The sequence below is a fragment of the Halomonas saccharevitans genome (assembly GCF_032333995.1).
GTDB lineage: Bacteria > Pseudomonadota > Gammaproteobacteria > Pseudomonadales > Halomonadaceae > Halomonas > Halomonas saccharevitans.
Map to the genome: position 1 here is coordinate 1 of NZ_JAVXUR010000002.1, position 12,090 is coordinate 12,090.

The 12,090-nt window shown below is 68.7% G+C and carries 13 protein-coding genes; 8 read left to right on the top strand and 5 right to left on the bottom strand.

All coding sequences use genetic code 11. From position 1 onward, the window contains the following. Positions 1-315: 315 nt before the first annotated feature. Positions 316-1,515, bottom strand: coding sequence for a tyrosine--tRNA ligase (gene tyrS, locus RSO68_RS05410; protein WP_315585751.1), 1,200 nt, complete (start codon positions 1,513-1,515; stop codon positions 316-318). Positions 1,516-1,628: 113 nt separating this feature from the next. Between tyrS and RSO68_RS05415 the strand changes: the two genes are divergently transcribed. Further along, positions 1,629-2,759: an anhydro-N-acetylmuramic acid kinase gene (locus RSO68_RS05415; protein WP_315585752.1), complete on the top strand. Its 1,131-nt coding sequence runs from the start codon at positions 1,629-1,631 to the stop codon at positions 2,757-2,759. A gap of 27 nt (positions 2,760-2,786) precedes the next feature. Here the strand turns inward: RSO68_RS05415 and RSO68_RS05420 are convergent, their stop codons facing one another. Together RSO68_RS05420 and RSO68_RS05425 are read right to left on the bottom strand one after the other, a co-directional pair. Next, entirely contained in the window at positions 2,787-3,929 is a 1,143-nt protein-coding gene (locus RSO68_RS05420) for a PilT/PilU family type 4a pilus ATPase (RefSeq protein ID WP_315585753.1), read from the bottom strand. A gap of 25 nt (positions 3,930-3,954) precedes the next feature. Then, positions 3,955-4,986, bottom strand: coding sequence for a type IV pilus twitching motility protein PilT (locus tag RSO68_RS05425; protein ID WP_089852345.1), 1,032 nt, complete (start codon positions 4,984-4,986; stop codon positions 3,955-3,957). Positions 4,987-5,049: 63 nt separating this feature from the next. On the opposite strand from RSO68_RS05425, the gene RSO68_RS05430 reads away from it, so the two are divergent. The 7 genes from RSO68_RS05430 to RSO68_RS05460 all read left to right on the top strand — a co-directional run bounded on the left by RSO68_RS05430 (position 5,050) and on the right by RSO68_RS05460 (position 9,985). Then, positions 5,050-5,754, top strand: coding sequence for a YggS family pyridoxal phosphate-dependent enzyme (locus tag RSO68_RS05430; RefSeq protein ID WP_315585754.1), 705 nt, complete (start codon positions 5,050-5,052; stop codon positions 5,752-5,754). A 54-nt stretch (positions 5,755-5,808) separates the two neighbouring features. After that, the gene (gene proC / locus RSO68_RS05435) at positions 5,809-6,633 is read left to right on the top strand and encodes a pyrroline-5-carboxylate reductase (RefSeq protein ID WP_315585755.1); all 825 of its coding nucleotides are present in this window, start codon (positions 5,809-5,811) and stop codon (positions 6,631-6,633) included. A gap of 49 nt (positions 6,634-6,682) precedes the next feature. Beyond that, a complete protein-coding gene (locus tag RSO68_RS05440) occupies positions 6,683-7,276 on the top strand; it encodes a YggT family protein (protein ID WP_315585756.1) in 594 nt (197 codons plus the stop codon). 36 nt (positions 7,277-7,312) lie between these two features. Continuing rightward, on the top strand, positions 7,313-8,470 hold the full coding sequence (gene metX / locus RSO68_RS05445) for a homoserine O-succinyltransferase MetX (RefSeq protein WP_315585757.1): 1,158 nt from the start codon (positions 7,313-7,315) through the stop codon (positions 8,468-8,470). After that, on the top strand, positions 8,470-9,066 hold the full coding sequence (gene metW / locus RSO68_RS05450) for a methionine biosynthesis protein MetW (RefSeq protein WP_089852352.1): 597 nt from the start codon (positions 8,470-8,472) through the stop codon (positions 9,064-9,066). Before metX ends, metW begins: the two co-directional genes overlap by 1 nt. Before the next feature lie 101 nt (positions 9,067-9,167). Then, a complete protein-coding gene (locus RSO68_RS05455) occupies positions 9,168-9,620 on the top strand; it encodes a DUF4426 domain-containing protein (RefSeq protein ID WP_089852055.1) in 453 nt (150 codons plus the stop codon). Further along, positions 9,617-9,985, top strand: a complete 369-nt coding sequence (locus tag RSO68_RS05460) for a Rieske (2Fe-2S) protein (RefSeq protein WP_315585758.1) — start codon at positions 9,617-9,619, stop codon at positions 9,983-9,985. Before RSO68_RS05455 ends, RSO68_RS05460 begins: the two co-directional genes overlap by 4 nt. Here RSO68_RS05460 and sfsA read toward each other — a convergent pair. Beyond that, positions 9,944-10,741: a DNA/RNA nuclease SfsA gene (gene sfsA, locus RSO68_RS05465; RefSeq protein ID WP_315585759.1), complete on the bottom strand. Its 798-nt coding sequence runs from the start codon at positions 10,739-10,741 to the stop codon at positions 9,944-9,946. The genes RSO68_RS05460 and sfsA overlap by 42 nt on opposite strands. Next, positions 10,741-11,901 carry an aminotransferase class I/II-fold pyridoxal phosphate-dependent enzyme gene (locus RSO68_RS05470; RefSeq protein WP_315585760.1) on the bottom strand — a complete coding sequence of 387 codons (1,161 nt, stop codon included), beginning with the start codon at positions 11,899-11,901 and terminating at the stop codon, positions 10,741-10,743. Before RSO68_RS05470 ends, sfsA begins: the two co-directional genes overlap by 1 nt. Positions 11,902-12,090 lie beyond the last annotated feature (189 nt).

The window sequence follows — 12,090 nt, forward strand, 5'->3', positions numbered from 1 at the left end:
CATTACCGCCTGCAACGTTTGCCCGTTGCCGGCAGCGGATGCGTACTTTACGGATTTCCCCGGCACCGCGCAAGGCCTCGATGAAGAAAAATGTCAGGCGCGTGTCGCGGCAGTGAAGAGGCGATGACAAGAGGGCCAGAAAACCACGCCCACCTCACGCCGCCTTGCCAAGCACAACGACTAACCACCACTCTTATCCACCGGCACTACCTGCACACCGGCTGTGGATAATTTGCCTTATAGAGACAGGAACGCCCGCGCAAGGCGGGCGTCGTGACCGGGCGAGCCGGTCAGCCACAGATAAAGAGGCATGCCTTAGCCAAGAGTCACGCGGGCATAGCGCTTCTTGCCCGCCTGGATCACGTAGCTCTTGCCGGTCTCGAGCATATGATCACGCTCAACCACCTCGCCATCCACCTTGACCCGACCATTGCCGAGCATGTCCTTGGCCTGGGCGCTGTTGTTGGCCAGCCCCGAGCGGTTGAGCACCGCGGCGATCGGTGCCTGGGCGCTGCCCTCGAAGTCGACCTCGACCTCGGGCAGGTCCTCCGGCAGCTCGCCCTCGGCGAGCTGGTTGCCGGCACTGCGGTGGGCGTTGGCGGCCGCCTCTTCGCCGTGATAGCGGCCGATCAGCTCGCGGGCGAGGACCATCTTGATGTCGCGCGGGTTGGCTCCGGCCTCGACATCGCGCTTGAGCGCCTCGAGTTCCTCGTTGGGCTTGAGCGAGAGCAGCTCGAAGTAGCGCCACATGAGGCTGTCGGGCATGGAGACCAGTTTGTTGAACATCGACCCCGGAGTCTCGTCGACGCCGACATAGTTGCCCAGTGACTTGGACATCTTCTGCACGCCGTCGAGCCCCTCGAGCAGCGGCATGGTCATCACCACCTGGGGCGACTGGCCGAAATGCTTCTGCACCTCGCGCCCCATCAGCAGGTTGAACTTCTGGTCGGTGCCGCCGAGTTCAACGTCGGCCTCCAGGGCCACGGAGTCGTAGCCCTGCACCAGCGGATAGAGGAACTCGTGGAGGGAGATCGGCTGACCCGCGCTGTAGCGCTTGTCGAAGTCGTCGCGTTCTAGCATCCGCGCCACGGTGCTCTGGCCGGCGAGCTCGATCATGTCGGCCGCGCTCATGGCCGAGAACCACTCGGCATTGAAGCGCACCTCGGTCTTGTCGGGATCGAGGATCTTGAACACCTGCTCCTTGTAGGTCTGAGCGTTGGCCTTGACCTCTTCCTCGGTGAGCGGCTTGCGCGTCACGTTCTTGCCGGTGGGATCCCCGATGCGCCCGGTGAAGTCACCGATCAGGAAGATTACCTTGTGACCCAGGTCCTGGAACTGGCGCATCTTGGTCAGCAGAACGCTGTGCCCGAGGTGCAGGTCCGGCGCCGTGGGGTCGAAGCCCGCCTTGATGCGCAGCGTGCGCCCGGAGGTCAGCTTCTTCTCCAGCTCGTCCTCGAGCAGGATCTCGTGGGTGCCGCGCTTGAGCAGCGCCAGCGCGCCAGCTACATCGGTCATTGTCTCCTCTCCACTCAGCAGGCGGCCCGCGACCCGGCGGGCACTCGGTGTTCGAATGGTCGAGGATGGTACCATGTCCGACCACCCACGGTTGAGCCCGCCCGGGAGTCCCTATGAGCCTCTTCATCGGCCTGATGTCAGGCACCAGTCTCGACGGCGTCGATGCCGCTCTCGTCGATGTCACCCCGGGGCAGCCGCCGAGCCTGGTCGCCACCCACGCCGAGACGATGCCAGAGCCGCTGCGCGACCTGCTGTGGCGACTCTGCCATGCCGATCGCGCGGCCTTCGCCGAGCTGGCGGCCGCCGAGGACGCCTTCTGCCGCCTGCAGGCCACCGCCGTCGAGGCGCTGATCGCCGGCAGCGGCGCGACGCGGGAGACCATTGCCGCCATCGGCAGCCACGGCCAGACCATCGAGCACGCCCCCTGGGGGCATGACGACGGCCCGGCCTATACCCTGCAGCTAGACAACCCCAGCCTGCTCGCCGAGCTCACCGGCTGCGCGGTGGTCGGCGACCTGCGCCGCCGCGACCTGGCCGCCGGCGGCCAGGCCGCCCCGCTGGCGCCGGCCTTCCACGAGGCGCTGTTCCGGGCACCCGGCGAGTGGCGCCTGGTGCTCAACCTCGGCGGCTTTGCCAACCTCACGCTGCTGCCGCCGAGCGAGGATCCGCGCCCACCGCTGGGCTTCGATACCGGCCCGGCCAACGCCCTGCTGGACGCCTGGCACGCCCGCCATCGCGGTGGGCGCTTCGACGCCGGCGGCGCCTGGGCGGCCTCGGGCCGCGTCGACGAGGCGCTGCTGACGCGCCTGCTGGCACAGCCCTTCTTTCACCGGCCACCGCCTCGCAGCACCGGCCGCGAGGTGTTCCATCTGGAGTGGCTGCAAAGGCATCTGGAGGAGGGTGAATCACCGGAGGACGTGCAGGCGACACTGGCCGAGCTAACCGCCGCCAGCGTGGCGCTGGGCGTGGAGATGGCCCGGGAGACCCTGTCGGCCCCGCCGCCCGCGCTGCTGATCCCCTGCGGCGGCGGGGCCCACAACCCGGACCTGCTGGCACGCCTGGCGCGCCGTCTGCCCGAGACCCCACTCACCACCGGCGACGACTGGGGCTGGCCCGCCGACTGGCTGGAGGCCGGGGCCTTCGCCTGGCTGGCCGACCGCCGGCTGGCCGGCCAGCCGGGCAACCTGCCCTCGGTGACCGGCGCCGCCGGCGGCCGGGTGCTCGGCGGGCTCTACGCCCCCTGAGCCCCTGCCGGCAGGCGGACCGTACCGCTAGAAGTCATCCTCGCCCCTCAGCGAGAGGTGGCTGGCCGCCTCCTTGGCCCCGACGACCCCGTCGCCGCTCTCGTCGGCGAACTTGATCATCATGCGCAGGTCGTTGGCCGAGTCGGCGTGCACTAGTGCCACCTCCTCGGTGATCTTGTCGGCCTTGAAGAGCTCATAGAGCGCCTGATCGAAGGTCTGCATGCCGAGATCCCGCGAGCGCGCCATGATCTTCTTGATCTCGCCGACTTCACCCTTGCGCACCAGGTCACCGATCAGCGGCGACTTGAGCATGATCTCGATCGCCGGGCAGCGCCCGCCGTCGACCGTGGGCAGCAGCTGCTGGGCGACGATGGCGTGCAGGTTGAGCGAGAGGTCGAGCCACACCTGGGCGTGACGCTCGATGGGGAAGAAGTTGATGATGCGATCCAGCGCCTGGTTGGCGTTGTTGGCGTGCAGCGTGGCCAGGCAGAGGTGGCCGGTCTCGGAGAAGGTCAGGGCGTGCTCCATGGTCTCCCGGGTGCGCACCTCGCCGATCAGGATCACATCCGGCGCCTGGCGCAGGGTGTTCTTCAGGGCCACCTCGAAGGACTCGGTGTCGATGCCCACCTCGCGCTGGTTGATGATCGCCTTGCGGTGCGGGTGCACGTACTCGATGGGATCCTCGACGCTGATGATGTGGCCGCCGACCGTCTCGTTGCGCTGCTGGATCATCGACGCCAGAGTGGTCGACTTGCCAGTCCCGGTGCCGCCAACCACGAACACCAGGCCGCGCTTGATGTTGGCCAGCTCGCCGAGGGTGGCGGGCAGCGAGAGCTCTTCCAGGTGAGGAATGTCGAAGCCGATACGCCGCACGACCATGGCCATCTGGTTGCGCTGCTGGAAGGCACTGACGCGAAAGCGCCCCATGCCCTTGAGGCTCAAGGCGAAGTTGGCCTCGTGCTCGGTCCTGAAGCGCTCCCGCTGCGCCTCGGGCAGCGAGACGCCGACCAGCTCGGTGACCTGGGCCACGCTGAGCCCCTGGTCGCCCAGGGGAATGAGCTGGCCGGCCATCTTCAGCGTGGGCGGCGCGTTCACCGAGATCAGCAGGTCCGACGCCTCCTTCTGCACCATGATATCCAGCAGCTGATGAAGCCACTCTTTCGCCGTCATGTCCCTGCCTCCTTGTTGTGCGTGCTCAGCCCAGCGCGCCCTTGGCCTGGGCCTGGGCCTCCTCGCGCGCCACGGCGTTATCGGTGACCAGCCGCGCCAGCGCGGCATCCATGGTCTGCATGCCGAGATTGCCGCCTGTCTGGATCGCCGAGTAGATCTGCGCCACCTTGTCCTCGCGGATCAGGTTGCGCACCGCCGCCGTGGCCACCAGCACCTCATGGGCCGCCACCCGGCCGCCGCCCTGGCGCTTGAGCAGGGCCTGGGAGACCACTGCCTGCAGCGACTCGGAGAGCATCGAGCGCACCATGGACTTCTCGTCTCCCGGGAAGACGTCGATGATGCGATCGATGGTCTTGGCCGCCGAGGTGGTGTGCAGGGTACCGAACACCAGGTGGCCCGTCTCGGCCGCGGTGAGGGCCAGGCGAATGGTCTCGAGGTCGCGCAGCTCGCCAACCAGGATGATGTCCGGGTCCTCGCGCAGGGCGCTGCGCAGGGCCGGGGCGAAGCCGTGGGTATCGCGGTGCACCTCGCGCTGGTTGATCAGGCAGCGCTTGCTGCGATGGACGAACTCCACCGGGTCCTCGATGGTGAGAATGTGCTCGAAGCGGTTATCGTTGATGTAGTCGATCATCGCCGCCAGCGTAGTGCTCTTGCCCGAGCCGGTGGGGCCGGTCACCAGCACCAGACCGCGGGGCAGCATCGAGAGCTGGCGAAAGACCTGGCCCATGCCCAGATCCTCCATGCTCAGCACCTCGGTGGGGATGGTGCGAAACACCGCCCCGGCGCCGCGGGCCTGGTTGAAGACGTTGACGCGAAAGCGGGAGACGCCCGGCACCTCGAAGGAGAAATCGGTCTCGAAGAATTCCTCGTAGTCGCGGCGCTGGCGGTCGGCCATGATGTCGTAGATCAGCTTGCGGACCTCGCGGTCCTCCATGGCCGGCACGTTGAGCCGGCGAATGTCGCCGTCGACGCGGATCATCGGCGGCAGGCCGGCCGAGAGATGGAGGTCCGAGGCGTTCTGCTTTGCCGAGAATGCCAGCAGTTCGGTAATATCCATGCGTTTCCCCTGCTTCCGGGATAAGGTTCCCTTCTGGATGACCAGTATGACAGACCATACGACATGACGGACCTGGTACTTTGCGAGTCGCTGGCCGCCGCTCGCGCCCGGCTCGACGCGGCGCTCGACGCCGCGGGCCGGCCCGCCGACGCCGCCCGGCTGCTCGCCGTGAGCAAGACCAAACCCGCCGCGCTGATCCGCCAGGCCTGGCACGAAGGGCAGCGTGAATTCGGCGAGAATTACGTCCAGGAGGCCCTGGACAAGCAGGTCGAGCTGGCGGACCTCGCGGGCATCGTCTGGCATTTCATCGGGCCGCTGCAATCCAACAAGACCCGCGACGTGGCCGAGCACTTCGCCTGGGTGCACAGCGTAGACCGGGAAAAGATCGCCCGGCGCCTGAGCGATCAACGCCCCGAGGGCCTGGAGCCGCTGGAGATCTGCCTGCAGGTCAACATCAGCGACGAGGCGAGCAAGTCCGGGGTCTCCCTAGACGCCCTACCGGCACTCGCCGAAGCCGTGCTGTCAATGCCACGCCTGCGACTGCGCGGCCTGATGGCGATCCCCGCTCCGGCCGAGACCGCGGCCGAGCAGCGCCTGCCCTTCGCCCGGCTGCGCCAGGCCCTGGAGGCGCTTGCCGAGCGCTTCCCCGAGGCACCGCTGGATACCCTCTCCATGGGCATGAGCGCCGACCTGGAGGCCGCGGTGGCCGAGGGCGCCACCCTGGTGCGCCTGGGCACCGCCATCTTCGGCGAGCGTCACACGCGCTAATCCCGCCCGCGCCGGCTGCCGGCCGAGGCTTTTCACCACACAAGGACAGATCCCATGGCCAGCACAATCACCTTCATCGGCGCCGGCAACATGGCCGGCGCCATCATCGGCGGGATGATCGAGAGCGGCTTCTCGCCCGACGACGTCATCGCCACCTCACCCAGCGACGACGTCCTCGCTCCGCTGCGCGAGCGGCTGGGCATCCGCACCGAGACCGACAACGCCGCGGCCGTCGCCGAGTCCGACGTGGTGGTGCTGGCGGTCAAGCCGCAGATCATGCGCCAGGTTTGCGAGCAGATGCGCGACGCCGTCCAGGCGCGCCGGCCGCTGATCGTCTCGGTGGCCGCGGGGCTGCCGGCCGAGACACTCGAGGCGTGGCTCGGCGGCGAGCTGCCACTGGTACGCTGCATGCCCAACACTCCCGCCCTGGTCGGCGCCGGGGCCGCAGGCCTCTACGCCAACGCACGGGTCGACGCGGATCAGCGCCGGCTCGCCACCGAGCTGATGGAGGCCGTGGGCCTGGTGGAGTGGGTCGAGGACGAGGCCCTGCTGGACGCGGTCACCGCCGTCTCGGGCAGCGCCCCGGCCTACTTCTTCCTGATGTTCGAGGCCATGGAGGAGGCCGGCGTGACGCTCGGTCTGCCCGCCGACACCGCCCGTCGCCTGGCCATGCAGACGGCGCTGGGGGCGGCGAAGATGGCGCTGGCAAGCGACAAGCCGCCGGCCGAGCTCAAGCGCAATGTGATGTCGCCGGGCGGCACCACCGAGCGCGCCATCGCGCACCTCGAGGATGCCGAGCTGCGCCGCATCATGGGCGAGGCGATGACCGCCTGCGCCGATCGCGCCGCCGAGATGGCCGACGAGCTTGGCCAGCGCTGAGCCCTCACGAGCCAACACGATCACGTTTCAAGGACATGGAGGAGCCCCGATGGGCAGTCAACTGGGAAGTGCCGGCCTGCTGCTGGTGAACACCCTGATCAATATCTACATCTTCCTGCTGATGCTGCGCTTCCTGCTGCAGGCGTCGCGGGCCGACTACTACAACCCCATCAGCCAGTCGGTGGTGAAGGTCACCCAGCCGGCGGTGCGCCCCTTCCAGAGCTTTCTGGGGCCGGTAATGGGCCGCTTCGACCTGGCGACCCTGGCCACGGCCTTCGTGATCAAGGCGGTCAGTATTTTCCTGATCCTGCAGATCGCCGGCTTCGGCATGGCGCCGATTGCCGGCGTGGCGATCGGTGCGGTGGCCGCCGTCGCCAACGCCCTGCTCAAGATCTACTTCTTCGCGATGATCGTGATGATCATCTTGAGCTGGGTGGCGCCCCAGGCCAGCCATCCCGGCGCCCTGCTGGTGATGCAGCTGGTGGAGCCGATCATGGCGCCGGTACGCAAGGTCATCCCGCCGCTGGGCATGATCGACCTGTCGCCCATCGTGGTGTTCATCGCCATCAGCTTGATCGATGGTATCGTGGTGGGCTCGCTGACCCGCGCCGCCGGCATCGCCGGGGCCCTGGTCGGCCTCTGAGACTGGCCCATAACAACGACTGGACACGACAGACCGATGCCCGAGTTTCCCCGCGATTCGGTCGGCCTGGTGACGCCCGAGACGGCGCACTTCGCCGAACCCCTGGCCCTGGCCTGCGGCAGGACGCTGCCGGCCTATGACCTGGTCTACGAGACCTACGGCACCCTCAATGCCGAGCGCTCCAACGCCATCCTGATCTGCCACGCCCTCTCCGGGCACCACCACGCCGCCGGCTTCCACTCGGCCGACGAGCGCAAGCCGGGCTGGTGGGACGCGCACATCGGCCCCGGCAAGTCGATCGACACCGATCGCTTCTTCGTGATCTCGGTGAACAACCTCGGCGGCTGCCATGGCAGCACCGGCCCTACCAGCGAGAACCCGGAGACGGGACGCCAGTGGGGACCGGACTTCCCAATCATCACCGTGGTCGACTGGGTGCACAGCCAGGCGCAGCTCGCCGATCGGCTGGGCATCGAGCGCTTCGCCGCGGTGATCGGCGGCAGCCTGGGCGGCATGCAGGTGCTGCAGTGGACGCTCTCCTATCCCGAGCGCATCGCGCATGCCGTGGTCATCGCGGCGACGCCGAAGCTGTCGGCCCAGAACATCGCCTTCAACGAGGTGGCGCGCCAGGCGATCCGCTCCGACCCCGACTTCTTCGAGGGCTGGTACGCGGACCACGACACGGCACCGCGGCGCGGCCTCAAGCTCGCCCGCATGGTGGGCCACATCACCTACCTGTCCGAAGACGCCATGGGCAGCAAGTTCGGCCGCGATCTGCGCAGCACCGACCTGAATTTCGGCTTCGACGTGGAGTTCCAGGTGGAGTCCTACCTGCGCTATCAGGGCGACACCTTCTCCACCTCCTTCGACGCCAACACCTACCTGCTGATGACCAAGGCGCTGGACTACTTCGATCCGGCGGCGGCCCACGACGGCGAACTGGCCCGAGCCCTGGCCCCGGCGGCCTGCCCCTTCCTGGTGGTCAGCTTCACCACCGACTGGCGCTTCCCGCCGTCGCGCTCCAAGGAGCTGGTCAACGCCCTGATCCGCGCCGACAAGTCGGTCAGCTACGTCAACATCGACTCGTCCCACGGCCACGACGCCTTCCTGATGCCCGAGCCCCGCTATCAGGCGGTGTTCGCCGCCTTCATGGATCGCGCGGCCCGGGACTTGGGCCTGGAGGAGCACTCATGATGCGCGCCGATCTCAAGCTGATTCACGCCTGGATCCCCGAAGGCGCCCGGGTGCTCGACCTGGGCTGCGGCGAGGGCACCCTGCTGGCGGCGCTGGCCCGCGACAAGGACGTCACCGGCTACGGCCTGGAGATCGACCCGGACGGCATCACCGCCTGCCTCGCCAAGGGCGTCAACGTCATCGAGCAGAACCTCGACGAGGGGCTCGCCAACTTCGACGACAACGCCTGCGACCTGGTGGTGATGACCCAGGCGCTGCAGGCGCTGCGCCGCCCCGACCTGATGCTCGACGAGATGCTGCGTGTCGCCGGGGAGTGCATCATCACCTTCCCCAACTTCGCCTACTGGCGCCACCGCGCCTACCTCGGCTTCAAGGGCTACATGCCGGTCTCGCGTTCGCTGCCCCACGCCTGGTACGACACGCCCAACATCCACCTGTCGACCTTCAACGACTTTGAACGCCTGTGCCGCGACAAGGGTCTGAGCATTGTCGACCGAGCGGTGGGTATTGGCGATCACGAGGGCCACTGGACCTCGCGCTGGTGGCCCAACCTGTTCGGCGAGATCGCCATCTTCCGGGTCGCCCGCCGGCCGTAAGCCCACGCGTCCCGAGACCGCTGCCCCACTGCCCAGAGCTTAGAACCAGAGCTTAGAACCAGAGCCTAGAAAGAGCCGAGAGCCCCAAGGGAGAACCGACGATGATGCGACACAGCCTGACGGCCCTGATGCTGGGCCTGATCCTGCTGGCGGCCCTGCCCGCCCAGGCCCAGCAGTTCGAACAGGTGGGGGACTACCAGATCCACTACAGCGCCGTGAACACCAGCTTCCTGCCGGAGGCGGTGGCCCGGGAGCACGGCATCCAGCGCAGCCAGGCCATGGCGCTGCTGAATGTCAGCGTGATGGAGCGCCTCGAGGACGGTTCGACCCGCCCCGTCATCGCCTCGGTCGAGGGTCGCAGCGGCACGCTCGACGGCAGCGAGGGCCGTCCGCTGGCCTTTCGCAGCCTGCGCATCAACGACACGCCCTCCCAGGTCGCGGTGTTTCGCATCCGCGAAGACGAGCCGATGCGCTTCGACCTGCGCGTGCGCTACGACCGCAATGCCGAGCCCGCCGAGGTGAGCTTCATCCAGCGCTTCTACATCGATCGATGAGCGCCTCGACCCAAGACGCAGCCGAGCCGGCCACGACCGCACCGCCCATCGCCCACGTCGCCGACCTCGCGGAGAGCGGCTCGCTCGGTGTGCGACTGCCCGACGGGCGCGATGCGCTGCTGGTACGGGTGCATGGCCTGGTCAGCGCCTTCGAGAACCGCTGCCCCCACCAGGACGTGCCCCTCGAGGCCGAACCGAACCGCTTCCTGGAGGCCGGCGGGGAGCTGATCCAGTGCGCCATGCACGGCGCGCTCTTCCTGCCCGAGGGCGGCGAGTGCGTGTTCGGCCCCTGCCAAGGCGAGCATCTGTGCCAGATTCCCGTCTCAGTCGACGACGACGGACGCATCCACCTGGCGGGTGAGTGAAACCGCAAGCCCCTTCCCCAGGCACACCGCCACCGGCACGCCGTCCTCGCGGACGAACTCGCAGCGCCGTGCCAGCACCTCCACGCCGCGCGCCGCCACCTCGCCAAGCGTCGAGGCATAGGCGGGGTCCAGGTGCGCCGCCGGCGCCACGTCCTCGATGCCCTCGTGAGCCACGCAGAACAGCAGCACCGCCCGGTGCCCCGCCTCGGCCAGCGCCGCCAGCGCCTCCAGGTGGCGGCGCCCCCGCGCGCTGACCGCGTCGGGGAAGTAGCCGTGGCCGTCGCTCTCCCTCAGCGTCACCTGCTTGACCTCGACGAAGGCCGTGCCGCGGTGCGCATCCTCGAGGCAGAAGTCGAGCCGGGTGCGTTCATGGCCGCTGCCCGCCGTCACTCCCTCACCCCACGCCGCCAGGCGCACCTCACGGCGGATTTCCGCGTAGCCCGCAAGCTCCTCTACGCTTCCTGCGTGCAGCGCCTCCTCGACGATGCGGTTGGCGCGCCCGGTGTGCACCGAGGCCGCCGCCACGCTGCCGTCGGATTGCGGCAGCTCGATCAGTTCCCAGGTCCAGGCCAGCTTGCGGGCCGGGTTGTCGCTGGCGGCGAGCCACACCCGGCAGCCCGGCACGTTCACCGCCCGCATCGAGCCGGTATTGGGACAGTGCGCCACCACCTCGCGGCCGTCATCGAGGCGCACGTCGGCCAGGAAGCGCTTGTAGCGACGCAGCAGGGTGCCGGGCACCAGAGTCGGATAGATCATCAGCGACGCGCCAGGAAGCGCTCGAGGCGGCTCACCGCCTCCTCGAGGCGCGCCTCGCCGGTGGTGAAGGCGATGCGCACGTGATGCTCGCCCCCCGCCAGGGCGAAGTCGGTGCCCGGGGTGATGGCGACGTTCTCCTCCTCGAGCAACGCCCGGCAGAACGCCTCGCTGTCGTCGCTGACGCGGGAGACGTCGAGCCACAGGTAGAAGGCCCCCTGGGGCGGCAGCGACGGCGCCAGCCCCAGCCGCGAGAGCCCCGCCAGCAGGGCATCGCGGCGCCGGCCGAGCTCGAGCCGCCGCGCCTCGAGGATCTCGCGGCATTCGGGCGTGAAGGCGGCCAGGGCGGCGTGCTGGGCCGGGGTGGAGGCGGCCAGGAAGACGTTCTGGGCCAGCCGAATGAGCGGCTCCACCGCCGCCTCGGGGGCCAGCAGCCAGCCCAGGCGCCAGCCGGTCATGCCGAAGTACTTCGAGAAGCTGTTGACCACGAAGGCATCCGGGGTGGTCGCGGCCACCGAGAGCGGCGGCAGGTCATAGCAGAGCCCCTGGTAGATCTCGTCGACCAGCAGCTCGCCGCCGCGCGCCTTCACGGTGTCGGCCACCGCCGCGAGCCGGCCCGCGTCGAGCATGTGGCCGGTCGGGTTGGAGGGCGTGGCCAGCATGGCGAGCCGAGTGTCAGCCTGCCAGTGGCGCGCCACCAGCTCGGCATCGAGCTGCCAGCCGCTCTCCGGCCCCACCGGCACGGCATCGACCTCGGCGCCGGCCAGGGCCATGAAGTGACGGTTGCAGGGGTAGTTGGGGTCGGCCATCAGCACCCGGTCGCCGCGGCCCGCCAGCAGCTGGCTGGCCAGCAGCAGCGCCCCGGAGGCCCCCGGCGTGATCAGGATGCGCGCCGGGTCGACCGCGGCGCCGAAGTGCTCGGCGTAGTGCCCGGCGATCGCCTCGCGCAGCGCCGGCAGGCCGGCCGCCGGCGTATAGCGGGTCTGGCCGGCATCCAGGGCGTCGCGGCCAGCCGTCACGACCGGCGCGGGGGTGGCGAAGTCGGGCTCGCCGATCTCCAGGTGGATGACGTCGTGACCGGCGGCCTCCCGGGCCTGGGCGATCTCCAGCAGGCTCATCACGCGAAAGGGGGCGATACGCGCCACCCGGGCATTCCAGCTCATCCATGGCTCCTCTGGTCGCGCCGGAGAGCGAAGGGCATCTTGCCGACGATCGGTGGTCAAAACTGACATGTTACGACTTTTGGCGCGATGCAGCAGTCCCGACGCCGCCGGAGGTTGCAACGCCGGTCTTTTTCCGATAAACAAGCATCCCTTTGGCGTGAAATACCCTGCCCGCAGCAGGTATTGATC

Bases quoted from the DNA above. Each gene is read 5' to 3' on its own strand.
- tyrS (WP_315585751.1), bottom strand. From the start codon at position 1,515: ATGACCGATGTAGCTGGCGCGCTGGCGCTGCTCAAGCGCGGCACCCAC.
- RSO68_RS05415 (WP_315585752.1), top strand. From the start codon at position 1,629: ATGAGCCTCTTCATCGGCCTGATGTCAGGCACCAGTCTCGACGGCGTC.
- RSO68_RS05420 (WP_315585753.1), bottom strand. From the start codon at position 3,929: ATGACGGCGAAAGAGTGGCTTCATCAGCTGCTGGATATCATGGTGCAG.
- RSO68_RS05425 (WP_089852345.1), bottom strand. From the start codon at position 4,986: ATGGATATTACCGAACTGCTGGCATTCTCGGCAAAGCAGAACGCCTCG.
- RSO68_RS05430 (WP_315585754.1), top strand. From the start codon at position 5,050: ATGACGGACCTGGTACTTTGCGAGTCGCTGGCCGCCGCTCGCGCCCGG.
- proC (WP_315585755.1), top strand. From the start codon at position 5,809: ATGGCCAGCACAATCACCTTCATCGGCGCCGGCAACATGGCCGGCGCC.
- RSO68_RS05440 (WP_315585756.1), top strand. From the start codon at position 6,683: ATGGGCAGTCAACTGGGAAGTGCCGGCCTGCTGCTGGTGAACACCCTG.
- metX (WP_315585757.1), top strand. From the start codon at position 7,313: ATGCCCGAGTTTCCCCGCGATTCGGTCGGCCTGGTGACGCCCGAGACG.
- metW (WP_089852352.1), top strand. From the start codon at position 8,470: ATGCGCGCCGATCTCAAGCTGATTCACGCCTGGATCCCCGAAGGCGCC.
- RSO68_RS05455 (WP_089852055.1), top strand. From the start codon at position 9,168: ATGATGCGACACAGCCTGACGGCCCTGATGCTGGGCCTGATCCTGCTG.
- RSO68_RS05460 (WP_315585758.1), top strand. From the start codon at position 9,617: ATGAGCGCCTCGACCCAAGACGCAGCCGAGCCGGCCACGACCGCACCG.
- sfsA (WP_315585759.1), bottom strand. From the start codon at position 10,741: ATGATCTATCCGACTCTGGTGCCCGGCACCCTGCTGCGTCGCTACAAG.
- RSO68_RS05470 (WP_315585760.1), bottom strand. From the start codon at position 11,901: ATGAGCTGGAATGCCCGGGTGGCGCGTATCGCCCCCTTTCGCGTGATG.